This window comes from Pseudomonas sp. NFACC14 (assembly GCF_900106885.1).
In the GTDB taxonomy this organism is placed as follows: domain Bacteria; phylum Pseudomonadota; class Gammaproteobacteria; order Pseudomonadales; family Pseudomonadaceae; genus Aquipseudomonas; species Aquipseudomonas fluorescens_AA.
The window spans coordinates 189,023-211,195 of sequence record NZ_FNOA01000009.1 but is presented as its reverse complement, the minus strand read 5'-3'; the positions used below and the strand labels follow the sequence as shown (position 1 = coordinate 211,195).

18 protein-coding genes are annotated in these 22,173 nt (G+C 60.8%); 6 read left to right on the top strand and 12 right to left on the bottom strand.

The window, feature by feature from the left end:
* Positions 1 to 68: 68 nt before the first annotated feature.
* Together BLU85_RS16115 and BLU85_RS16110 are read right to left on the bottom strand one after the other, a co-directional pair.
* Positions 69 to 935 carry a helix-turn-helix domain-containing protein gene (locus tag BLU85_RS16115; protein WP_092164972.1) on the bottom strand — a complete coding sequence of 289 codons (867 nt, stop codon included), beginning with the start codon at positions 933 to 935 and terminating at the stop codon, positions 69 to 71.
* 29 nt (positions 936 to 964) lie between these two features.
* On the bottom strand, positions 965 to 1,738 hold the full coding sequence (locus BLU85_RS16110) for an acyl-homoserine-lactone synthase (RefSeq protein ID WP_092200579.1): 774 nt from the start codon (positions 1,736 to 1,738) through the stop codon (positions 965 to 967).
* Positions 1,739 to 2,363: 625 nt separating this feature from the next.
* Between BLU85_RS16110 and BLU85_RS16105 the strand changes: the two genes are divergently transcribed.
* A complete protein-coding gene (locus BLU85_RS16105; protein WP_092200582.1) occupies positions 2,364 to 2,963 on the top strand; it encodes a LysE family translocator in 600 nt (199 codons plus the stop codon).
* 78 nt (positions 2,964 to 3,041) lie between these two features.
* Here the strand turns inward: BLU85_RS16105 and BLU85_RS16100 are convergent, their stop codons facing one another.
* Together BLU85_RS16100 and BLU85_RS16095 are read right to left on the bottom strand one after the other, a co-directional pair.
* Entirely contained in the window at positions 3,042 to 3,770 is a 729-nt protein-coding gene (locus BLU85_RS16100) for a helix-turn-helix transcriptional regulator (RefSeq protein WP_092200584.1), read from the bottom strand.
* A gap of 387 nt (positions 3,771 to 4,157) precedes the next feature.
* Entirely contained in the window at positions 4,158 to 6,815 is a 2,658-nt protein-coding gene (locus tag BLU85_RS16095; RefSeq protein ID WP_092200587.1) for an excinuclease ABC subunit UvrA, read from the bottom strand.
* Between the two features lie 381 nt (positions 6,816 to 7,196).
* Between BLU85_RS16095 and nosP the strand changes: the two genes are divergently transcribed.
* Entirely contained in the window at positions 7,197 to 8,360 is a 1,164-nt protein-coding gene (nosP, locus tag BLU85_RS16090) for a nitric oxide-sensing protein NosP (RefSeq protein ID WP_060742609.1), read from the top strand.
* Positions 8,290 to 10,932 carry a hybrid sensor histidine kinase/response regulator NahK/ErcS' gene (nahK, locus tag BLU85_RS16085; protein WP_256572857.1) on the top strand — a complete coding sequence of 881 codons (2,643 nt, stop codon included), beginning with the start codon at positions 8,290 to 8,292 and terminating at the stop codon, positions 10,930 to 10,932. The genes nosP and nahK overlap by 71 nt, the downstream gene beginning before the upstream one ends.
* A gap of 193 nt (positions 10,933 to 11,125) precedes the next feature.
* On the opposite strand, the gene BLU85_RS16075 is transcribed toward nahK, so the two are convergent.
* The 6 genes from BLU85_RS16075 to BLU85_RS16050 form a co-directional block, all read right to left on the bottom strand.
* The gene (locus BLU85_RS16075) at positions 11,126 to 11,791 is read right to left on the bottom strand and encodes a response regulator transcription factor (protein ID WP_072405723.1); all 666 of its coding nucleotides are present in this window, start codon (positions 11,789 to 11,791) and stop codon (positions 11,126 to 11,128) included.
* Positions 11,792 to 11,851: 60 nt separating this feature from the next.
* Complete coding sequence (locus BLU85_RS16070) at positions 11,852 to 12,385, bottom strand: PQQ-dependent catabolism-associated CXXCW motif protein (protein ID WP_092200596.1); 534 nt, start codon at positions 12,383 to 12,385, stop codon at positions 11,852 to 11,854.
* 251 nt (positions 12,386 to 12,636) lie between these two features.
* A complete protein-coding gene (locus BLU85_RS16065; protein WP_092200599.1) occupies positions 12,637 to 13,428 on the bottom strand; it encodes an ABC transporter permease in 792 nt (263 codons plus the stop codon).
* The gene (locus tag BLU85_RS16060; protein WP_092200602.1) at positions 13,425 to 14,156 is read right to left on the bottom strand and encodes an ABC transporter ATP-binding protein; all 732 of its coding nucleotides are present in this window, start codon (positions 14,154 to 14,156) and stop codon (positions 13,425 to 13,427) included. Before BLU85_RS16060 ends, BLU85_RS16065 begins: the two co-directional genes overlap by 4 nt.
* Positions 14,153 to 15,142, bottom strand: a complete 990-nt coding sequence (locus BLU85_RS16055) for a YVTN family beta-propeller repeat protein (protein WP_092200605.1) — start codon at positions 15,140 to 15,142, stop codon at positions 14,153 to 14,155. Before BLU85_RS16055 ends, BLU85_RS16060 begins: the two co-directional genes overlap by 4 nt.
* 27 nt (positions 15,143 to 15,169) lie before the next feature.
* Positions 15,170 to 16,336 carry an ABC transporter substrate-binding protein gene (locus BLU85_RS16050; RefSeq protein ID WP_092200608.1) on the bottom strand — a complete coding sequence of 389 codons (1,167 nt, stop codon included), beginning with the start codon at positions 16,334 to 16,336 and terminating at the stop codon, positions 15,170 to 15,172.
* Between the two features lie 377 nt (positions 16,337 to 16,713).
* On the opposite strand from BLU85_RS16050, the gene BLU85_RS16040 reads away from it, so the two are divergent.
* Entirely contained in the window at positions 16,714 to 17,967 is a 1,254-nt protein-coding gene (locus BLU85_RS16040; RefSeq protein ID WP_092200614.1) for a HAMP domain-containing sensor histidine kinase, read from the top strand.
* Complete coding sequence (locus tag BLU85_RS16035; RefSeq protein ID WP_092200617.1) at positions 17,967 to 18,605, top strand: response regulator; 639 nt, start codon at positions 17,967 to 17,969, stop codon at positions 18,603 to 18,605. The genes BLU85_RS16040 and BLU85_RS16035 overlap by 1 nt, the downstream gene beginning before the upstream one ends.
* A 190-nt stretch (positions 18,606 to 18,795) precedes the next feature.
* Here BLU85_RS16035 and BLU85_RS16030 read toward each other — a convergent pair whose 3' ends face one another.
* Positions 18,796 to 19,440: a pentapeptide repeat-containing protein gene (locus BLU85_RS16030; protein ID WP_092200620.1), complete on the bottom strand. Its 645-nt coding sequence runs from the start codon at positions 19,438 to 19,440 to the stop codon at positions 18,796 to 18,798.
* 147 nt (positions 19,441 to 19,587) lie between these two features.
* A complete protein-coding gene (gene exaA / locus BLU85_RS16025; protein ID WP_092200623.1) occupies positions 19,588 to 21,453 on the bottom strand; it encodes a quinoprotein ethanol dehydrogenase in 1,866 nt (621 codons plus the stop codon).
* A 253-nt stretch (positions 21,454 to 21,706) separates the two neighbouring features.
* Between exaA and pedF the strand changes: the two genes are divergently transcribed.
* Positions 21,707 to 22,168 (top strand): cytochrome c-550 PedF, encoded by a 462-nt coding sequence (pedF, locus tag BLU85_RS16020; RefSeq protein ID WP_092200626.1) that lies wholly within the window; start codon positions 21,707 to 21,709, stop codon positions 22,166 to 22,168.
* Positions 22,169 to 22,173 lie beyond the last annotated feature (5 nt).

Here is a 22,173-nt window from a genome sequence, read left to right as displayed (position 1 = left end):
GGGCAAAACAATATTCCCCCAACAAGTACTCGATTCGGTCAGTGAACGAGCAATCGTTGGGGGTAGGTTTATACGGCTTGTTGGATCGGGCTATTGCCATTCCATTCCATGTGAGCCGGTGTGGCATCCATCGAATGCATCCAGCGGATCAGCGAACGACGCCCACCAATCCCCATCTTTATGGCTGCGCGCTTGAGATAACTTTCGACTGTATTGACCTTCAGGTTCAGTTGCTCGGCAAGTTCGGGGGCAGTGCGCCCGGCCAGCAAACCTACGCACACTTCCGTTTCGCGGGAAGACAGACTCAATCCCGACAATAGCAATCGATCGGCGAACCGTTGGCGCAGTGCTTCCATGCCGCCGTTTTCCGAAGCGTCCAATGCCAGGAAAGGGTCCTGCCGAGTGGATTCCGGTGGAACGAGGGCTGCCACGTGCTCCTCGACCATGGGCAATAAAAGACAGGAGAAGTCTTTCAATAATGCATGTTCCTGTGCGGTAAATCCCTTTGAAAGAGGCGATCGATAGATGGACAGCACATAACGACGACCATTCTTTCGGGTCGACAGGTGTAGTTGCGTCGTCGTGCTGTGGCCGGGGGATTTTTCCGGGCGCTCGCACTTAAGCAGGCAGCGGGAAAAGTTGGGTATTTTCTGCGATGCCGCATCTTCAAAGAGTATGTCGTCGGCCAGGAAAAAGGGCTTGGCGGTATGCGTGTCCATGAGCGCACCGACGCAAGCGTTGTCCAGGCCGACGCAACCGATGCTGGAGGTGCTGGGTTCAGACATATTACTTGTACCGATCCGTTGTTCGGTAATATGTGTTGCGTCCACGGGTATTTCCGTGAGTATCAGGTCGTGCAACATGCGCGGAAAATTGCGACTGCCTGTACTGGCAATGACTTTGCCAACGTGCGGGAATAATCGTTGTAGGTTCATCCTTTCTCCAAAATCATCCAATTATTTGATTAAAACTGCAGCTCAGTGTGCATGGGTATCTTTGCCGGAATATTTCGAGCGGGGAGTATCTGGGCAGTATCCAAGGATTTATGGAGTGTATCTGACGAGCGGTGTGTGATGAGGGGATTGGTAAGCACCGTTGCTCGGTTGATGGCGTTCTTGGCGAGGACCTCGTCATAAGTTTTGAGCGTGCAGGGCAAGGTGCCGTAAATTATATGTTCTCCCTTCGAGCCTAGTGCCGTATTGAGTCTTTCAATTGGCCAGCCAGAGCGCTTCAGGATTTTTTCCATCAGGGTGTCTACGACGATTTCATAGGCGTGTATTTTTTGTTGTTGGGCGAACTTAATCATTGACAGGAAAAGTGCCGCTGTGCGAATGTCTACATTAGCTCGGGTGAGTTTTCCCGTGGGGAAATTATTAGTTGAAAGTGCAAATCTTGTGGCTTCCCAACAGTGACCAGAGTGCGGTCTGGTTTTTTCGGTTGGAAGGATAAAGCTCAGGGGGCCACTCATCAGTGTGGGTTTGCTGGAGGGGCGGAGTCGAACACAACCGGTGACGCGCTCGTGTTCATGGGCGTAGATATAGATCGCGTCGGGATCGTCGTATTCATCCCACTCATAATCGCTGCCTTGATAACTTTCAATGTCCCACTTCTTTCGATCGATGAAAGCGAGTTTGCGAATGGACAGTATTTGTTCGAGGGTGTTAAGAGGGATTTTTGAGTAGCTTACGATGCTGGTGGATACGCCGGAAAATCCATAGGTGCATGGGGAGTAGTTCATGGATGCGACTTCTTGGCTGCAGGTGAGACTACTGTTAACTTTGCACTAGGGTATTTCAACTGTCCTAAAGTACAGTCTTTGATTTATAGAGTGTGCAGCCTAATTAGTGGGTGCGATTTTGCGAGTGGCTTATAAATTGTGGGTGGGCTTGTTAGTTGTGGATTTGTATCGCTGCGAATCCAAAAAAGTATAGGTGCGGCATGGTGGCAAACAGGTGTCGGTCGAGTGGATTTACATGATTCTTACTGGGCTCGATTTATTGTTTTTTTGACGACGAGAAAAATGCCCATCGTAACTGATTGATATTGTGTTGTTCAAAAAATTGACGCGCTCAGATAGAGTCCAGCATCTGTAAGCAAACGGTCATCTAGCAATGGTTATGATGACTTTCTTTCGTGGTTGATTCATCGGATGTAAATCCAGTGGATATCGATAGGCGAGTGGTTTTTAGTGTGTGGCACATTGATGTTGGTCTAGTGTGATTGCTCTATTTAGATTGGTTGTATGACCTCGTATGACTGAAATGGCTGACTTCATGTCACTGTGCTTGAAGTCATGTGGAAAGATGACGGATTGATCTGACCCTGAAAATGAGCCGTACAGGCTTCTGATATGGATGGATGCTATGAATTATATTGCGCTTTCGTTGTTGACCGTGTTGTTGGTTCCGGGACCGACGAATTCATTATTGTTGCAAGCTGGCATCAGTAGAGGGCTCAACACGCGTTCGATGCGCTTCGTCGCAGCCGAGTGGTTGGCATACGTTATTCAGATGACGATGTGGGGAGTATTCATTGACTTACTGATGACCGAGCACTCGTGGGTGGTGATCGCTACCAAGATGTTTGCTGTGTGTTTTCTGTTTTATATTTCCTTGAAGCTGTGGTTTTCGGTCAAAGAGCATGCGCCGGGTGCAACAGCGGGGATTACCGTTCCGGATTTGTTTGTGGCAACGCTGACAAATCCCAAGGGGCTGTTTTTTGTTTCTTTCGTTGCACCGGCGGGCACATTTCTGTCGCTGGATAACTGGCTGTCATTCATTTTGCTATTTACAGCTATTATTTTTCCGGTAGGGCTTGTGTGGATCGCCATTGGCGCTTTTTGTGGCCGAAAATTTCATGCAATTGTATCTGGACGATTTTTAAATCGAGCCATTTCTTTGGTGATTGGGTTGTTCGCCTGCGGCATGCTTTTCAATATCGCATCCCAGGTGAATTTCGTCTGATTGTGCTCTGGTATTGAGGTTGAGGCATCGCGTGCGAGTTGGGGGCAGGGTAGTAAGTGAGCTTGAATGTAAAACGATTTAGATGAGGTTCAACTGCGCCGCTTTGAACATGGCCTGCTTGACATTGGTGCACTCCATTTTTTCAGTCATTTGCTTGGCATGAAATTTCACTGTTCGTTCGGTGATATTCATGATCAAACCGATTTCCTTATAGTTTTTGCCAAGCGCAAGCCAATGCAGGAATTCAATTTCCCTGGGCGATAGCTTGAGCGTGCTCTCTACAACGGTCTCAACCGGGCGGTGCTGGTTGGCGATGATGCTGAGCGTTTGAATAATGAGTATGTTTTCCCTGACAATGGTTGGGAAATCGGGATCATTTTCTTCCGAGGAGAAGTGAACGGAGCCGAACGATCTGCCAGGCTCATGAATCGGAACAGTGAACCCTTGCTTGATGCCATAGGATGCGGATTGATCAAATATTTCCGGATTGTTGTCGATTTCTTGTGGGATTTCATCCCAGAAAAAAGGCGTGGCGGTAATGGCTGTGTTGGCCATCACTGGGTCTGATTTGTGCAGCGAATTCTTGCGGTAGGTGTCCACCCATTCGGCGGGATAGTTGCTGTGGATGGAGACCTTTGAATTGTCGAAGGAGATGGGCTCCAAGTGAACATAAGCAAACTTTTCAAGCCCTAGTTTCGAGAATATCCAGCCTAGTATCTCGGTATACTCTTCGTGGCTTTTTCCTGGGATACTATTCTCCACCTCTTGAATTAAATTGAGCAGGTGGCTTGAAATGGGCTTGAGCATAGTGGGCGCGCTCGAAAAATATTAATGTGAGTACCTGTAGGTAGCAAAGGCTTCACGTTGATATTCGCCAAGCGGAGGAGGGAGGTTTTATAGCGTTGGCAGCAATACCCACACGCTGCTTAGTGACCGTTGTCGGGGCTGCGAAAGGGGCTGGAGTATCGGGTGGGGTTTTCCGGTTCATCGGGGTTCGCTTCAGGGTGCGATAATACCCCTTCATGTCGTCATGTAATGCCTGCTCTCTCAATTGAGATGATGTCATTTTGCGTCCTTGCTGGTGTAACCTCAGCCCTTTGCCCCTGAGGTTATAGTTAATTACGACTACTGAAACGATTAACTGGAGGACAGTATAGACAGCTTTTTCGCAACAGCGGAAACATTAAAAAACCTTTATTTTTCATCGCGCAAAGCCCGTTCCAGGAACGCCGCCGTTCGACTCTCCCGGCATTTCGTCACCGTCGCCGGAGCCCCGCAAACCACCACGTTTCCGCCCTGGGTTCCAGCTCCCGGGCCGATATCGATGACCCAGTCACTCTGCGCCACCACCCGCATGTCATGTTCCACCACAACCACCGTATGACCTTCCTCCACCAGGCGATTCAACTGCACCAGCAAGCGATCCACGTCCTGGGGATGCAGCCCATTGGTCGGTTCATCCAACACATACAGGGTTGCGCCCCGGGCCTTGCGCTGCAGTTCCGTCGCCAGCTTGATCCGCTGGGCTTCGCCGCCGGACAGCTCCGTGGCCGGTTGCCCCAGGCGCAGGTAGCCCAGTCCGATATCTTGCAGCACTTGCAACGAACGCCTGGCCGCCGCTTGTTCGGCAAACACCTCGAGTGCCTGGTTCACGGTCAGTTGCAACACTTGGGAAATGTCCAGGCCCTGCCAGCGAACCTCCAGGGTCTGTGGGTTGTAGCGGGCGCCGTGGCAGGTGGGGCAGGGCGCGTATACGCTGGGCATGAACAGCAACTCCACGCTGACGAAGCCTTCACCTTCGCAGGTTTCGCAACGCCCCTTGGCGACGTTGAAGGAAAACCGCCCGGCATCGAATCCCAGTGCCTGCGCCTGTTCTGTGGCGGCAAACAGTTTGCGCACGTGGTCGAACAACCCGGTGTAAGTGGCGAGGTTGGAGCGCGGGGTGCGGCCGATGGGTTTCTGGTCCACCTGGACCAGGCGCTTGATCGCATCGAGCCCGGCGACAACGCGCCCTGAGCTGGTTTGCACGGGTTCGTCTTCCAGGCTTTGCTCGTCGGGTTCGGTGCTGGGGCTGGCCTGGCCCAGGTGGGCACCGACCAGATCCAGCAGGGCCTGGCTGACGAGGCTGGATTTGCCTGAGCCAGAGATACCGGTCACGGCGGTGAAGCAGCCCAACGGGAAGGCCGCGTTCAGGTTGTCGAGGTTGTTGCGAGTGATGCCTTCCAGGCGCAGCCAATCCTTGGGTGCTCGTGGACTGCGTGTCGCGGTGTGTCCTTCGCCAAACAGATAGGCGCGGGTGCGTGATTCCGGCACTTGGCCAAGGCCTGCCGGCGGACCGCTGTAGAGGACTTTCCCGCCTTGTTCGCCAGCGTCCGGGCCCACGTCGATGAGCCAGTCGGCGCGGCGCATGGTATCGAGGTCATGTTCGACCACAAACACGGAGTTACCCGCTGCCTTGAGGCGTTGCAGGGCGCCAAACAGAGCTTCGCTGTCGGCCGGGTGCAGGCCGGCGGAGGGCTCGTCCAGCACGTAGATCACACCGAACAACTGGGAATTGAGCTGGGTCGCCAGGCGCAGGCGTTGCAATTCGCCGGACGAGAGTGTCGGCGTGCTGCGTTCCAGGGCGAGGTAGCCGAGGCCCAGGTCGATCAGCGTGACGATCCGTTCCAGCAGCTCGGCGGCGATGCGTTGGGCGGCCAGGCGTTTTTCCAGGGAGAGGTTGGGTGTGTGGCGGGCGTCGGGCCCGCCCGCATGGGGATTGTCGCCCCTGGCGGCGCGTTGCTCACGGGCCTCGCGGGTTTGCCGGTGACTGAGGACGTCTCCCGTTTCTTCGGCCTGTGCAAGGTAGTCGGGCGCCAGGACCTGCTTGAGCACCTCGGCCAGTTCGAGCAGCGGCAGGTGCGACAGCTCGGCGATGTCCAGGCCGGCAAAGGTCACGGTCAGCGCCTGGCGTTTGAGGCGTTTGCCCTCGCACACCGGGCACGGGCTGGCGCGCATGTATTGCGCCACGCGTTTGCGCATCTGGGCACTTTGGGAATGCATGAAGGTGTGCAGCAGGTAGCGCCGGGCACCGCTGAACGTGCCTTGGTAACTGGGTTCGAGCTTGCGCTTGAGGGCCGCGCGGGTCTGGGCCGGTGTCAGGCCGGCGTAGACGGGAACGGTGGGGGTTTCTTCGGTGAAGAGAATCCAGTCCCGTTGCTTTTTCGGCAGGTCGCGCCATGGGATGTCGACGTCATACCCCAGGGTCACCAGAATGTCCCGCAGGTTCTGGCCTTGCCAAGCCATGGGCCAGGCAGCCACGGCACGTTCGCGGATGGTCAGCGATGGGTCTGGCACCATGGAGGCTTCGGTCACTTCATAGACCCGGCCCAGGCCGTGGCATTCCTGGCAGGCGCCCTGGGGCGTGTTGGGTGAAAAGTCCTCGGCGTAGAGCATGGGCTGGTCGGCCGGGTAGCTGCCGGCGCGGGAGTAAAGCATGCGAATCAGGCTCGACAGGGTGGTGACGCTGCCCACTGATGAACGGGCACTGGGGGTGCCGCGTTGTTGTTGCAAGGCGACTGCCGGCGGCAGGCCCTCGATGCTGTCCACGTCCGGTACGCCCACTTGGTCGATCAGGCGCCGCGCATAAGGCGCGACGGATTCGAAGTAACGACGCTGGGCTTCGGCATAGAGCGTGGAGAAGGCCAGCGACGACTTGCCAGAACCCGACACGCCAGTGAATACCACCAGGGCATCGCGAGGGATGTCCACGTCGACATTCTTGAGGTTGTGTTCGCGGGCGCCACGCACCCGGACGAAACCGGTGGCGTGCGGCAATGAAGAGGCGGTGGCGGGGCCGGAGCTTGCGGGCATGGAGCGTTCCTTGTGGGCGTCTGCTTAACGCATTGGGGCTTTCAGGCGAAACGGCGTCACGCAGAGCATGGAGCCTGGGTCGTAACGTTGACAATTATGTATGCGACCGGGTTCGTCCATTCTCGTGCGATAAAAATTTACGCCGGACAACCGACCTGAGAACAGCTTCGCAGTTTTTCCCCGGGCTAAGGACCTCCCGATGCCGATTGGGCGCCAATGGGCACTGATGCCCGTGCACCGAACCGCTCTTTTGGTGGCGAGGGAGCTTGTGGGAGCGTTCTCATCCCATGGAAGCGTCCACCCGCTACCCAAGTAGCATTCGTCGAGCCGGCGCGGCTTCGTACACTCAGGGCTCCTATCACGCACCCGCCGGAGGCGACGATGCAGCAGGCCCAGAGCGAAGGTGTGGTGAGCGCCATGTCCCAGGCGAGCGACGTCCAGCAGGTGGCCCAGGCACTGGCGCGGCAGTTGTTGCACCCGCACCTGGGGTTCGTGCTGTTTTTCTGTTCCGCCGAATACGACTTGCCGGCCCTGGGCCAGGCACTGTCCCAGAGTTTCGGCGGGATTCGCCTGGTGGGCTGCACCAGCGCCGGGGAAATCACCCCCCAGGGTTACGGTCGCAACTGTGTGACGGCAGTGGGTTTCGATCATCGGCACTTTTCCATTGCCGCCGAGCTGATCGGGGAAATGGAACACTTCAGCCTGATCGACGCCCAGCAAATGGTCGAGCGCCTGGCCAGCGGTTGTCGCAGCAACGCCTTGGCGCCGATCAAGGGGCATAGTTTCGCCTTGACTCTGCTCGATGGCTTGTCCAGCCGCGAGGAAATGGTGCTGGCGGCCTTGAGCGCCGCCCTGGGGGACATCCCGCATTTCGGCGGTTCGGCCGGCGATGACAACTACCTGACCCACACCCACGTCTACTTCGAAGGCCAATTCCACAGCGGCGCGGCCGTGGTGGTGCTGATCAACACTTGGCTGGAATTCGAAGTCTTCACTACCCACCACATCCTGCCCCGCCAGGAAAAGCTGGTGGTGACCGGTGCGGACAGCGCCTCGCGGCGGGTCTATGAGCTCAACGCCGAACCCGCTGCCGAGGAGTATGCCCGGCACATTGGCGTGCCGGTGAGCGCGCTCGACTACCGGGTGTTCGCCGCCCATCCCTTGGCCGTGCGCATCAATGACCAGTACTACGTGCGGGCGATCCAGCAGGTGCACCCGGACTTGAGCCTGAGTTTCTACTGTGCGGTGGAGAACGGCATTGTCCTCACCGCGATGACTCCCGGTCCCTTGCTGCACAACCTGCAAACGCTGTTCGACGGTTTGCAGGCGCGCCTCGGCGACTTGTTGCTGACCATCGGCTGCGATTGCTTCCTCCGGCGCCTGGAGTTGGAAGATCGTGGCGGCCTGGAGCAGATCGGCCAGTTCCTGCGCGAACAACGGGTGATGGGGTTCAACACCTATGGAGAACAGTTCAATGGCATGCACATCAACCAGACGTTCACCGGAGTTGCCATTGCCCGACATCGCGTCCCCGGCCATCGCTGACCTGCAGGCCCAGCTCGCCAGCCTGCAGCACGAAAACCGAAAATTGCGGCGCATCAACGAGGCGCTGATCGAGCGGGTGGAGTCTGGCGTCACCCGGGGCAACGACCCCTACGCGGCGTTCCAACACTCGGTGGTGCTGGCCGAGCAGGTGCGTGAGCGCACCGATGCCCTGAACCAGGCCATGGCCGAACTCAAGGCCGGCAATCACTTGCTGGGCGAGGCGCGGCTGCGGGCGGAAACCGCCCATCGACACCTGATCGACGCCATCGAAAGCATCTCCGACGCGTTTGTGCTGTTCGACGAGCAGCAACGCATCGTCCTGTTCAACAGCCGCTTCAAGGCCTTCTGGGCCAACAGCCGGGTGCGCATCGTCGCCGGTATGCGCCTGTCCGAGGTCAAGCGCCTGATGACCGCCAACGGGCTGTTCAGCGAAGAACCCCGGGGCCAGGCCGACGAGCACGTGCTGTATCGCTTGCAGAACGGGCGTTGGCTGCAAGTCAGCGAGCGGCCGACCCAGGAAGGCGGGCGGGTGATCCTGTTTACCGATATCACCGACGTCAAGCTCAGCGAAACCGTGCGCCGCGAGCAGGCCATCGCGCAGAAATCCCATCTGTTGCAGCGGGCGGTGGACAACCTGTCCCAGGGCGTGGCGATGGTCAACGCCCAAGGTGTGCTGGAGCTGTGGAACCGGCGCTTCCTCGAGCTCAGCGGCCTGGCGCCGGTGGCGGCCCACCGGCCGTTCAACGAAGTGATTGCCGACAGTGAGTTGCAACTGCTGACCCCGGCCAGCCGCGACAGCAACGGCCGGCTGATCCACGAATGCGAGCAACGCCTGTCCGATGGTCGGGTGCTGGAGATTCGCACGCATCCGTTGCCCACCGGCGGCTACGTCAACACCTTCACCGACATTACCGAGCGCTACCAGCACGCCGAGGCATTGAGCGAAAGCGAGCGCTGGATCCGCCTGATCACCGACCATGTGCCGGCGCTGATCGCCTACCTCAACGCCGACCTGGTCTACGAGTTCACCAATAAGGTCTACGAGCAATGGTATTGCTGGCCCCGTGGCGTGATGCTCGGCCAGAGCCTGCGCGAAGCCCATAGCGAGCAACATTACCAGCGCCTGGAAGCCTACGTGGCACGGGCATTGGCGGGTGAGAGCGTGACGTTCGAATTCGCCGAGACCAACATCAACAACCAGGAGCGTTACATGCTGCGCTCCTACGTGCCGAACCGTTTGGCCAATGGCGAAGTGGTCGGGATTTTCGTGTTGATCCGCGACATCACTGAACGCCGCCGCACCGCCGAAGCCTTGCACCAGGCTTACCAGAACCTGGAACAGCGGGTCCAGGAACGCACCGCCGAACTGACCACGCTCAATGACCAGTTGCTGCGCGAAATCGACGAGCGCAGCCGGGTGGAATTGCGCTTGCGCGAAGCCAAGCGCGAGGCCGAGCAGGCCAACCTGTCCAAGACCAAATTCCTCGCGGCGGTCAGCCATGACCTGCTGCAACCGCTCAACGCTGCCCGGTTGTTCACCAGTGCCTTGCTTGAGCGCCGCGAGCCGGTCGCCAACGCGCAACTGGTGCGCAACGTCAGCAATTCGCTGCAGGACGTGGAGAACCTGTTGGGCACCCTGGTGGACATCTCAAAGCTGGACGCCGGGGTGATCAAGGCCGATGTCGCGCCGTTCGGCCTCAGTGAGTTGCTGGACAACCTGGCCGCCGAATACGCCCAGATCGCCCGCAGCGAAGGGTTGGAACTGCACTTTGTCGGCTGTTCGGTGCTGGTGCGCAGCGACATGCAATTGCTCGCGCGGATCCTGCGTAACCTGCTGAGCAATGCCATTCGCTACACCCCCAGCGGGCGGGTGGTGCTGGGCTGTCGCCGACATCGCCAGCGGGTGTCGATCCAGGTCTGGGACAGCGGCATCGGCATCGCCGAGAACCGCCTGGAGGAAATATTCCAGGAGTTCAAGCGCGGCGACGTGCAGCGCCCGAACCAGGACCGTGGGTTGGGCCTGGGCCTGGCGATTGTCGAGAAAATTGCCGGGATCCTCGGACACCGGATCCAGGTGCGCTCCTGGCCGGGCAAGGGCTCGATGTTCGCCATCGACGTGCCGCTGAGTGCCACCGCGCCCAAGCCGCTGCCGTGCCTGGACATGAGCGAGCCAATGCTCGAACGACTGCGCGGGGCACGGGTCTGGGTGCTGGACAACGATGCGGCGATCTGCGCCGGCATGCGGACCTTGCTGGAAGGGTGGGGCTGCGTGGTGGTCACCGCATTGTCGGAGCAGGACCTGGCGCGGCAAGTGGACAACTACCATGCCGAAGCCGACCTGCTGATTGCCGATTACCACTTGGATAATGAGCAGAATGGTGTCGACGCGGTGGCCCGGATCAACGCCCGCCGGGCCTCACCGATCCCGGCCATGATGATCACCGCCAACTACAGCAACGAACTCAAGCAGCAGATCCGCGAGCGCGGGCACACCCTGATGCATAAGCCGGTGCGGCCGATGAAGCTCAAGATTGCGATGAGTCATCTGTTGGGCCAGCTTCCGAACCATTGAGCCGAATGGATTTTGTGAAGATGAGTTCGCTCCCGCTGGCGCGCGCGTTAGGAGCTGTCGAGCGGAGCGAGGCTGCGATCTTTCCCCAGGCAATTGAGTCCCAAGCGAAAGATCAAAAGATCGCAGGCTTCGCCAGCTCCTACAGAGCCCAGCGGGAGCAAGCTCCCTCGCCACAGGGATTCATGGCGCCTGCTCAACGCCGCAAATAAGCCCCGAAATCAATGTCCCCGGCACTGAGGATCGCCTGCACCCGGTTGTGCACATTGAGCTTGCGCAGGATCGCCGAGACGTGGGCCTTGACCGTGGTTTCGGCGATGTCCAGGGTGTAGGCGATCTGCTTGTTCGACTCGCCCTTGGTCATGCGTTCGAGCACCAGCAGTTGCTTGCGGGTCAAGGCCTGGAGCAATTCCGGCGGGAACGCCGGGGTTTCGTTCAGGCGCCGACCCACCGGGCTCTTTTGCGTGCGGATGATGTCCGGCGGCAGGTACACGTTGCCGTTGAGGATCTGCTCGATGGCGTCAGTCATCTGTGAGCGTGGCGAGGATTTGGTGATAAAGCCCACCGCGCCATAGGTGATGGCCTGCAGCACCACTTGCTTGTCCTGCTCGGCGGAGACGATGACCACGGGAATGGTCGGTGCTTCGTTGCGCAGGTTGATCAGGCCATTGAGCCCGTGCATGCCGGGCATGTTCAGGTCCAGCAGGATCAGGTCCAGGTCATCGTGCTCGGCAGTCAAGGCCAGGGCACTGTCCAGGTCGGCGGTTTCCATGACCTCGCTGCCAGGAAAACCGTCGCTGATGACGTTGTGGATGGCTTCGCGAAACAGTGGGTGATCGTCGGCTATCAGGATTTTATACATGGCCATTCACCTCGTTATTGTCGTGTGGGGCAGGGCAGTTGCGCGCATTTCTTTGCAAAATCAGGGAAAAGGTTCGGGGTGGGCGGCCTGCAGGGGCAGGTTGGCCGCCTCCCAGGCATCGAGGCCATCGCGATACCAGTACACTTGCTTATAGCCCATGGCAGCGGCGCGTTTTACCGCGTTCCAGCTCAACCAGCAATCGGCGCGGCAATAAAAGACCAGTGGTAGATCCAGCCGCCCGCCGGTGGCCGTGCGCAGGTGATGGCTGAAGTAGTCCTGCCAGGTCGGGTCGAGATCGCCATCACCGGTATTGGCCAGCCACAGGCTGCCGGGGAGGTTGGCGTGGGGCTCGTTGTCGATGAAACGCCCTTGGACCCACGGACGACGATAAACGTCGATCAGCAGCGGGGGCGAGGCTTGGCCGAGCAGGCGTTGCAGGGCCTGGGTGTCGAGGGTCTGGGCGCCGTCGACGGTGGCGGGCGTGGGGCTGCGGTATTGGGCGATGCGGTAGCCCTGCGCTGAAAACAGCGCGGTCTCGGCCTGGGCGACATTCAACGCCAGGCCCAGCAAGAGGATCGCCAGCAAACGGGGCATAGGATTTATCCTTTTTGTTATGCGCCCATTACATGCCAGGGTCGAGGTCTTGTGAATGCGACCATAGACAGGAAAACCGGTACTAAAGTAGTAATTTCAGCCATGGGGCCCTGCTCAGAACCCTTGTGGGAGCGAGCTTGCTCGCGATAGCGGTGTGTCAGTCAACATCATTGCTGAATGATCCGCCGCTGTCGCGAGCAAGCTCGCTCCCACAGGTTTTCCACCCATAGGGATATTGGGATAGGGCAGGATCAACTGGCCTTGCGCAACGCCGCATGCTGCGGATTGAAGGTCCACACCGCCAGCAGCGCAAACACCAGGGTCAACCCCACGCATACCGCCATCGCCAGGAGGTTGAACTGCTCATACAAGGCAAACCGCACGAATTCCACGCCATGGGTGAACGGGCTCACCGCGCAGAGCCAATACAGCCAGGGGCTGGCTTCCTGCATTTTCCACAGTGGGTACAGCGCCGAGGACAGAAAGAACATCGGGAAGATCACGAAATTCATCACCCCGGCAAAGTTCTCCAGTTGCCGGATGGCGTTGGACAACAACAAGCCCAGGGCGCTGAGCATCAGGGCCACCAGTAGCAAGGCTGGCAAGGCCAGCAGCAGGCCCATGGTCGGTGGCTGGATGCCGTACAGCCAGGCGATGGCGAGAAAGGCATAAACCTGTAGCAGCGAGATCAGCGAGGTCGCCAGTAATTTGCTCGCCAGCAGGAAAGCCCGGGGCAGGGGGCTGGTGAGCAGGACGCGCATGCTGCCCATTTCCCGGTCGTAGACCATCGACAGCGAGCCCTGCATGCCGTTGAACAACAGGATCATGCAGGCCAGCCCCGGCACGATGTACACCTCGTAGGGAATGTAGGTGTCATAGGGGGCGATGATGGCGATGCCGAGCGCCGCGCGAAAGCCGGCGGCGAACACCAGCAGCCACAACAGTGGCCGGACCAGGGCGCTGAGCAGCCGGGTGCGTTGCAGCACGAAGCGCAGCCATTCGCGCACCACGATGCCGCTGAAACAGTGCCAATACGCGTTCATGGCCGGGCTCCCGAGGCGGTCAAATGGGTGAAGGCCGAACCGAGGGAGCCACCGTGTTCCAGGCTCACCGCGTCGGCCTGGCCGCTGGCGACCAGGCGGCCCTGATGCACGATCAACAGATCGTCGCTGGGTTGCACTTCGTCCAGCAGGTGAGTGGTCCAGAGCACGCTGATGCCCTGTTCGCTGCACAGTTGCCGAATGTGCAGGCCGAGGGCAAGACGGCTGGCCGGATCGAGGCCGACGCTGGGTTCGTCCAGCAACAACAGGCGCGGCTCATGGAGCAGGGCGCGGGCGATTTCCACCCGGCGCCGATGGCCGCCATTGAGGTCGCGCACCCGCTCGTGGCGGCGCTCGGTCAGGTGCTGGCGGGTCAGTTCGGCATCGATGCGGGCGCTGCCTTGGCGCCGCGAAAAACCATGCAGCGCCAGGTGATAGCGCAGGTTCTGTTCGATGCTCAGGTCCAGGTCCAGGGTGCTTTGTTGGAACACCACACCCAACTGGCGCAAGGCCGGTCGTGGTGACTTGTGCAGGGAGTGGCCGCCGACGCGGATATCGCCGCGTTGCAGGTCGTACAGGCGCGTGAGCAGGGCGATCAGCGTCGACTTGCCGGCGCCGTTGGGCCCCAGCAGCGCGGCGAAACGGCCGACGGGCAGGCTGAAATTCATCTGCCTGAGGGCTTCGCGCGGGCCATAGGCAAAGCTCAGGTCACTGACCTCCAGGGCATTCATGGCGTGACCACCACGCCCCAAGGGTAGCGCCCGACTTTCACCGACTTCAGGACTTTGCGGCTCTCTACATCGATCACCGAGACATCGCCACTGACGCCATTGGTCGCCAGCAGTCGCTTCTGGTCCGGAGTGAACGCCAGTTGCCAGACCCGTCGGCCCACCAGCAGGTAGTCCAGCACTTCGAAGGTCTTGGCGTCGATCACGGCCACATGGTTGGCCGGGCCCAGGGCGACGAACGCCAGCTTGCCGTCGGCGCTGAGCTTGATGCCCACCGGCTGCACCTTGTCCGGATGCACGCCCTTGATCTGGAACGCCAGGGTCTTGAGCACCTGGCGCGTGGCGACGTCGAGCACGGTCAGGGTGCCGCCGATCTCCGCCGAGGCCCAGAGCTGCGTTCCGTCGCGATTGAACTCGACGAAACGTGGCCGTTGGTCCACCAGGGTGTTGTCGGCCAGGGTCTGGGTGCTGGTGTCGATCCAGTGCAGCATGTTCGTGGTTTCACTGGTGTTGACCGCCCACTTGCCGTCGGGGCTGACAGCCATGCCTTCGGGTTCGACACCCACGCCGATCTGGCCCAGCACTTCGGAAGTCTGGGTGTCGATCACCGTGACCAGGGCATCGTCTTCGTTGGAGACATACAGCCAGCGGTCGTTGGGGTGCAGGGCGAACTGCTCCGGGTCCTTGCCGGAGGGTAGTTCCTTGATGATCTTGCGGGTGGCGACGTCCATCACCTGGACCCGGTCCGAGTCGCTGGCGCAGATGTAGAGCAGGCGATTGTCATGGGACAGCAACAGGCCGCGGGGGCGCTGGCCCACGGGCAAGGTTTCGATGACTTCCAGGCTTTGCATGTCGATCAGGCTCAGGCTGTTGTCTTTTTCGTTGGAGACCCAGGCGATGCTGGCAGCGGCGGGACCGGCCGCCAGCAGAACAGCGCCCAGGGTCAGGACTTGGCAGAGCAGGGCCGGTTTGAACAGCGGGCGGCGCATGGCGGTTTTCCTTATTGTTGTTATCGATCAGGGGTAACGGCAGCTCACTTCGGGCCGGTCATAGCCCAGGCTGTCCATTTCATTGGAGGGGTGCAGAAAACCGTCCTGGGGCGAGGTGCTGACCAGTGCACGGGGCTGGACCAGGGGAATCGGTTGGCGTAGTTGGCCATTCCATGGCCGGTAGCTGAGCTTGCGTCCCTTGAAGCCATCCAGGGGCAATTGGTCGCTGAGGGCCAGTTGGCGGATGGCGAACGGGTCGGTCTGACGCAGTTTGCTTACCGCGCTGGCGATGCTGCGCACGGCGATCCAGGCCGCGAAGTCGCGGTCGTTCATCCAGCGTCCGGCCAGGGCTTCGAAGCGTTTTTGCAACTGCGCCGCACCGTAGGTTTCCACGGTCTTGTGCCAGCCGGTGGGTGTCAGTCCCTGGGTGCCGGCCACCGGCCGTGGGTACCAGGTCTGGTAGGGCAGGTATTCGCCGAAATCGCCGCGCTCGTCGGCCACCAGCACCACGTCGTACTCGGCGGTCTGGGTGAACAGCGGCATGTCGGCCTGGGCGCTGCGGCGCTGGTCGTTGTCGAACTGCCAGGCTTTTTCGGCGACGATCTTCATGCCGAAGCGTTTCATGGCCCGGCGCAATGCCGCGGCATAGGCCTGGTCCTCGGGTGTCTGGCCGACGATCAGCAGGGCCCGCTGCCATTTGCGCACCACGCTGAACTGCACCAGGGCATCGGCGAGCATGGCGCGGTCGGGCAGGCTGTGCAGCACGTTGCCCAGGCAGTCGGTGGTGCGCAGGCTGTCGTCGGGACTGCCGGCGTTGAACAGCAGGCTGTCGGGCAGGGCGGCGCTGAGATCGCGCAGGCTGGCGGCCGGTGCATTGACCACGAACAGCCGCAGGCCCTGGTCGTGTTGGGCGCGGGCGGCCTGGAGCAGGGCTTCGGGACTGTCGACGCTGGCGCTTTCCAGGCGATAGTCGTGCTGGAGAAAACGCCCGGTGCTGTTGCTGTCGACGATCGCCAGCTCAGCGCCGCGCAACCCGGTGTCGGCCGGTTCGACAATGACGTTGGACAGCAGCGGCCCCGGGTCTGGGCGATAACCCAGGTAGCCGATGCGCACTTGCAGCGGCGTGGCATCGCCCGCGTGAGCGGTCGCCGCTGCCAGCAGAAAAACCAGGGCGTAACTGACGAGCCGGCGCATGACGTCCTCCATTGCGGGTGGCGCCAGCATAGGAAGGCTATGGCGCTGGGGAAATATGCAGAAAGTACCGCCGGGGCAGTACCAAGGTAGTAACTCGCCTCGGAAGCCGGGGTTTTAGGATGCAAGGCATTGTCATTGCCCAGGAAGGGACAGACCATGCGGACTCTCAAGACCCTGCTGCTGACGTTGCTGCTGATCCTGAGTTTGATCGGGCTGGATCGTCCCCAAGCCTGGAACTCCCCAAGCCCTCCTGTGGGAGCGAGCTTACTCGCGATAGCGGTGGTTCAGTCGGACGCGGTATCGGCTGTGCCGCCGTCATCGCGAGCAAGCTCGCTCCCACAGGGTGGGAGTATCCATTCAGGATTGGAACACTAGCCATGTCAGCCCTCTGGCGCATCAACCTCTGGGTGTCAGCTTTCTTCGCCCTGGTCACCCTGGCCTGTGCCGTCCTGCTGTTGCACCAGGCCATGGCCGATGTGAAGCGAGAATTGCAATCGGCCGAGTCTGTGGTGCATTACCTGCGTGAAACCGCCGAGCGCGACCCGGCCAGTCTCCAGCCGCGGTTGACCGGCAGCCTGCGTCATGTGCGGGTCCGTTGGCTGGCCCCTGGGGAACGGTTCCCCGCGAATGAAGACGGGATGAAAGCCTGGCTCGGCCGCCAGCTACTGGACGACGGTCCCGCGGCTCAGGTGGTGGAGTTGCCTGACGGTCGGCGGGCCTGGATTGCCGTCGATCCGCGGGACGAAATCGACGAGATTCTCGATTCGTTGGTGCAACTGCTGTACGTCTGCGCTTTGGCGCTGTCGCTCAGCCTGTTGGTGATCCGCTGGGCGGTACGCCGGGGCATGGGTTTGCTCGATGAACTGCTGCAGGCACTGCGTCAGGTGTCTGCCGGGAACCTGCAGGTGCGCCTGGACACTGAAGGCGTTCCGGAAGCGCAGCAACTGGCGGGGCATTTCAATCGCATGACCGCCGCCCTGGCCGAGGCCCAGGCCGATAACGCGCGGCTCACCCAGGCCTTGCTGGCCGTGCAGGAGCAGGAGCGTACCCGGCTGGCCCAGACCCTGCACGACGACCTGGGCCAATACGTGGCCGGCATTCGTGCCCGCGCCTGCCTGTTGCGCCTGGTGATGGATCAGCCGCCGGCGCTGGAGCAGACCGTCAGCCAGCTCGAAGACCATTGCGAGCATTTGCAACAGGGGTTCCGGGCGCTGGTGCATGACTTGTACCCGGTGGTGTTGCAGCACCTGCCGTTATGCGAGGCCATCGGCCTATTGGCTGGGCAATGGCAGGCCAGCCAGGGCATCGCCTGTCAGTTGTGGATAGACGAAGCCTTGCCGCCTATGTCCGGATCGGACAAGACCCACCTGTATCGCTTGTTGCAGGAAGCACTCACCAACGTTGCCCGGCATGCCGGTGCCACGCAGGTAAGGATTCGCCTGCAACATCGCGCCGGGCGCCTGCGCTTGCTGGTGCGCGACAACGGCCGCGGTGCGACGCAACCACCACGCGCCGGTGTGGGCTTGCACTCGATGTCCGAACGGGCCCGCAGCCTGGGTGGGGAGTTGCGCGTCATCAGCCAGCCTGGCGCCGGTTGGGCGCTGGCCTTGAATATTGCCCTGGAGGCGTGATGAACATTTTGTTGGTGGATGACCATGCGGTGGTTCGGCAGGGCTACGCCAGCCTGTTGCGGGTGCTGATGCCAGACCTGCAGGTCCGCGAAGCGGCCACGGGTGAGGAGGCGCTGAGTCTGGTGCAGGAGCAGGTGCCGCACCTGGTGATCATGGACTTTGGCCTGCCTGGTATCAGTGGTCTGGAAACCACCCGCCGGCTGCGCCAGCGCCTGCCGCAATTGCGGGTGTTGTTCTTCAGCATGCACGACGAATTGCCGCTGGTGCGCCAGGCATTGGACGCTGGCGCCGCGGGCTACCTGACCAAGAACTCGGCGCCCCAGGTGCTGGTGGAAGCGGTACGCCGGGTGCTGGCCGGCCATGCCTACATCGAACAGTCCCTGGCCACGCAACTGGCCTGCGCCAGCTCCCGGCAGGATGTTGACCCACGCCTGCAATGCATGACCCAGCGGGAGCTGGAGATCTTCGTCATGCTCGCCAAGGGCACGCCGGCGCGCACCATTGCCGAACAGCTATGCATCAGCGCCAAGACTGTGTCCAACCACCTGACGTTGCTCAAGAGCAAGTTGCAGGTCAGCTCCCATGCCGAACTGGTGCACTTGGGGATTGACCTTGGGGTGGTGCGGGTGGCGGGATGAATATCTGATTTGACATGCCGACCACTTGTGGCAAGGGAACTTGCTTTCGCCCTGTAGGAGCTGACGAGCGGAGCGAGGCTGCGATCTTTCCCCAGCCGCTTGAGTCCCAAGCGAACGATCAAAAGATCGCAGGCTTCGCCAGCTCCTACAGAGCCCAGCAGGAGCAAGGTTGTATGTGTATCCGCAGACTTCACTGATCCCAGGAAGTCGGGCAACCGGTGCAGCCTTCCATATTCGCATCCTGGAAATTTCCATAGTGCTGGCGAGAACCGCTCAGGTTGGCCTGTTCCAGGTTGCTTTCGCCGAGCTTGGCTTCCTGCAGGTTGGCATCGCGCAGGTCGGCGCCCTTGAGGTCGGCCTTGCTCAGCCAGGCCATTTCCAGGTCAGCGGCCTGCAGGTTGGCACCCTGCAGCCGCGCGCCGGACAAGCGGGCGAACTGAAGGTAGGCGGCGGTCAGGTCGGCACGTTGGAATTGCGTGCCTTGGGCGAACAGCCCCCAGCCCTGGATCGCCTTGAGCGTGGCGCCGCTGAAGTCCGCCAGGCGCAGGTTGCTTTGTTGCAGGCTGGCGCGGGTCAGGTTGGCGCCCTGCAGCTGGGCTTTCTCAAGGTTGGCCAGGTCCAGCCGCGCGTGCCGCAGGTCGGCGTCGCGCAGGTCGGCACCGATGAGGTTCATTTTGCGCAAGTCCTGGTTCGCCAGTTTTGCGCCACGCAGGTTGGCGCCGGGGCATTGGCTGGCTTCGGCGATGACGCAGCCGTTGAGGGTGAGCGGGGTGTCGAGGTCGTCGGCGTTGGCAAAGGCGCCAACGAACAGAAGCAGCAATGACAAGCATCTCATGGCATGAACTCGGGCAATTGTGGGAGCGAGCTTGCTCGCGATAGCGCAATATCAGTCAACATGAATGCCGGCTGAACGACCGCCATCGCGAGCAAGCTCGCTCCCCCAGGAGGTTGTGGTGTGTGTCAGGACCCAGGCGGGATCGGTCTACTTCTGCGCGGTCGCCTTGTCCCAACTCGGAATCTTGAACACCCAGAACGACCCGCCCTGGGCCACGGGCTTGGTCAGTTCGGCCATGTCGCCGCCCCACAACGGTACGGCGCCGCCGTAGCCGACGGTCACGCCGATGTACTGCTCGCCGTCCTGTTCCCAGGTGATGGGCGGGGAGACGATGCCGCTGCCGGTCTGGAACTTCCACAGCTCCTTGCCGGTTTTCGCATCAAAGGCCTTGAAGAATCCGTCGCCAGTGCCGGTGAACACCAGGTTGCCCTTGGTCGCCAGCACGCCGGCCCACAGTGGCAGCGGCTCCTTGTGCTCCCACACCACTTTGCCGGTGGTGGGGTTCATCGCCCGCAGGCTGCCGACGTGATCGTCATACATGCGCTTGATACGAAAGCCCATGCCCAGGTAGGCCGAGCCTTTCTTGTAGTTCACTTCTTCGGTCCAGTATTCCTCTTTCCACTGGTTGCCGGGGACGTAGAACAGGCCGGTGTCCTGGCTGTAGGCCATGGGGTTCCAGTTCTTGCCGCCGAGGAACGGAGGCGAGACTTCCACCGGCTTGCCCTTGGTTTCGCCGGGCAATGGCTTGGCCGGACGCTGGCCGGGATTTTCCACCGGGCGGCCGGTCTTCAGGTCGATGTGGCTGGCCCAGGTGATGTTGTCGACGAAGGGGAAGGCGTTCTGCAGCTTGCCGTTGTTGCGGTCCACCACGTAGAAGAAGCCGTTGCGGTCGGCGTGGGCGGTGGCCTTGACCACCTTGCCGTCCTTGTCCTTGTAGTCGAACAGCACCAGTTCGTTGTTGCCGGAGAAGTCCCAGGCGTCGTTGGGCGTATGTTGGTAGAACCACTTCACCTCGCCCGTGCTCGGGTCGACACCGACCTGGCCCGAGGTGTAGAGGCTGTCGTAGTCGTGGGGGTTGCCGTCCTTGGCCGTGCGCGCCCAGGTGTTCCAAGGGCCGGGGTTGCCCGCACCGACGATGATGGTGTTGGTCTCGGCGTCGAAACTGGCGCTCTGCCAAGGTGCGCCGCCGCCATGACTCCAGGCTTCGACCTTGCCGGTTTCAGTGGTCTTGTCGTCGGGCCAGGAGGGCGCCTTGACGTCGCCGGTCGGGGTGCTGTCCTTGCCGTTGAGGCGGCCCATATGGCCTTCGACGAACGGGCGCATCCAGACTTCTTCGCCGGTTTCCGGGTCGCGGGCGAACAATTGCCCGACCACACCGAATTCGTCGCCGGAGCTGCCGTGGATCAGCAGCACCTTGCCGCTGGTCTTGTCCTTGATCAGCACCGGGGCGCCGGTCATGGTGTAGCCGCCGGCGTGGTCGCCGAATTTCTTGTTCCACACCACCTTGCCGGTGTTTTTATCCAGGGCGACCACTCGAGCGTCCAGGGTGCCGAAGTAGATCTTGTCGCCATAGATGGCCGCGCCGCGGTTGACCACATCGCAGCACGGGCGAATGTTGTCCGGCAGCCGGTGGTTGTAGGTCCACAGGCGCTTGCCGGTCCTGGCGTCGAGGGCGAATACCCGCGAATACGAGCCGGTGACGTAGACCACGCCGTCGCTGACGATGGCCTGGGACTCCTGGCCGCGCTGCTTCTCGTCACCGAACGAGTAGGACCAGGCGGGGGTCAGCTTGAAGACGTTCTTGTCGTTGACCTGGGCCAGCGGGCTCCAACGTTGGGCGTTGGTGCCCATGCCGTACTGCAGCACGTCCTGGGTGGTCAGGTGGTCGTTGGCAATGTCTTCCCAGCTGACCCCTGGCGCTGCGGCGCTGGCCAAGGGGCTCAGCGACAGACTGCCGGCCAGCAGCAAGGCAACAGTCAGGGCGGAGAGGGCGGGTAGCGTTTTTATTCTCATGGTGGCAGTTCCCAGTGAAGGTTTTGGCCTGACTAGGTTGGGTCGCGCCGGTGCCTGGCCGATACGGAAAAAGTCCCGCCCTTGCCGGGAAGACTTCCCGAACCGCCTGTCTTTGCGACTTGCGTCGGATGGCCTGCTACCAAGGGACTAGACCCCGGCCACCAAAGCAGCATTCGGCTGGCGCCCCAGGGTTCCTAAGATGACGGCACGGCTTCTTCACAGAGGTCTTGCGTGCAATCCAGAGGGCATAACAATGACAACAAAACGCAACGCCATCATCGCTACCGCATTGCTGATGGGGCTGATCGGCGCAGGCTCCGCATGGGCCCACGGCAACGTAGTGCCCCAGGCAGTGGAAACCAAGGGACTGACCCCGATCAAAGACACCGGAGTGGCCGTGGACGGCGACGGCTGGGCGACGGTAAACCCCTATCGCACGTCGTCCGAGCATGATCGGGCCGTGGAAATCGGCGCCTCGGCCTACAACCAGAACTGCGCCGCATGCCACGGCCTGGAAGCCAAGTCCGGTGGGATCGCCCCGGACCTGCGCATGTTGGACGCCGCCGAAGCCGGAGACGAATGGTTCGTCGAGCGCGTACGCCATGGCGCGGTACGCGACGGTCGAGTCTACATGCCGAAAATGGCTGATTACCTGAGCCAGGAAGCCTTGTGGGCAGTGCGCACTTATCTTGACAGCGTGCACGTCGAGGAGTGATCGCC

Coding starts and splice junctions, on each gene's coding strand:
- BLU85_RS16115 (WP_092164972.1), bottom strand. CDS start 935: ATGAACCTACAACGATTATTCCCGCACGTTGGCAAAGTCATTGCCAGT.
- BLU85_RS16110 (WP_092200579.1), bottom strand. CDS start 1,738: ATGAACTACTCCCCATGCACCTATGGATTTTCCGGCGTATCCACCAGC.
- BLU85_RS16105 (WP_092200582.1), top strand. CDS start 2,364: ATGAATTATATTGCGCTTTCGTTGTTGACCGTGTTGTTGGTTCCGGGA.
- BLU85_RS16100 (WP_092200584.1), bottom strand. CDS start 3,770: ATGCTCAAGCCCATTTCAAGCCACCTGCTCAATTTAATTCAAGAGGTG.
- BLU85_RS16095 (WP_092200587.1), bottom strand. CDS start 6,815: ATGCCCGCAAGCTCCGGCCCCGCCACCGCCTCTTCATTGCCGCACGCC.
- nosP (WP_060742609.1), top strand. CDS start 7,197: ATGCAGCAGGCCCAGAGCGAAGGTGTGGTGAGCGCCATGTCCCAGGCG.
- nahK (WP_256572857.1), top strand. CDS start 8,290: ATGGCATGCACATCAACCAGACGTTCACCGGAGTTGCCATTGCCCGAC.
- BLU85_RS16075 (WP_072405723.1), bottom strand. CDS start 11,791: ATGTATAAAATCCTGATAGCCGACGATCACCCACTGTTTCGCGAAGCC.
- BLU85_RS16070 (WP_092200596.1), bottom strand. CDS start 12,385: ATGCCCCGTTTGCTGGCGATCCTCTTGCTGGGCCTGGCGTTGAATGTC.
- BLU85_RS16065 (WP_092200599.1), bottom strand. CDS start 13,428: ATGAACGCGTATTGGCACTGTTTCAGCGGCATCGTGGTGCGCGAATGG.
- BLU85_RS16060 (WP_092200602.1), bottom strand. CDS start 14,156: ATGAATGCCCTGGAGGTCAGTGACCTGAGCTTTGCCTATGGCCCGCGC.
- BLU85_RS16055 (WP_092200605.1), bottom strand. CDS start 15,142: ATGCGCCGCCCGCTGTTCAAACCGGCCCTGCTCTGCCAAGTCCTGACC.
- BLU85_RS16050 (WP_092200608.1), bottom strand. CDS start 16,336: ATGCGCCGGCTCGTCAGTTACGCCCTGGTTTTTCTGCTGGCAGCGGCG.
- BLU85_RS16040 (WP_092200614.1), top strand. CDS start 16,714: ATGTCAGCCCTCTGGCGCATCAACCTCTGGGTGTCAGCTTTCTTCGCC.
- BLU85_RS16035 (WP_092200617.1), top strand. CDS start 17,967: ATGAACATTTTGTTGGTGGATGACCATGCGGTGGTTCGGCAGGGCTAC.
- BLU85_RS16030 (WP_092200620.1), bottom strand. CDS start 19,440: ATGAGATGCTTGTCATTGCTGCTTCTGTTCGTTGGCGCCTTTGCCAAC.
- exaA (WP_092200623.1), bottom strand. CDS start 21,453: ATGAGAATAAAAACGCTACCCGCCCTCTCCGCCCTGACTGTTGCCTTG.
- pedF (WP_092200626.1), top strand. CDS start 21,707: ATGACAACAAAACGCAACGCCATCATCGCTACCGCATTGCTGATGGGG.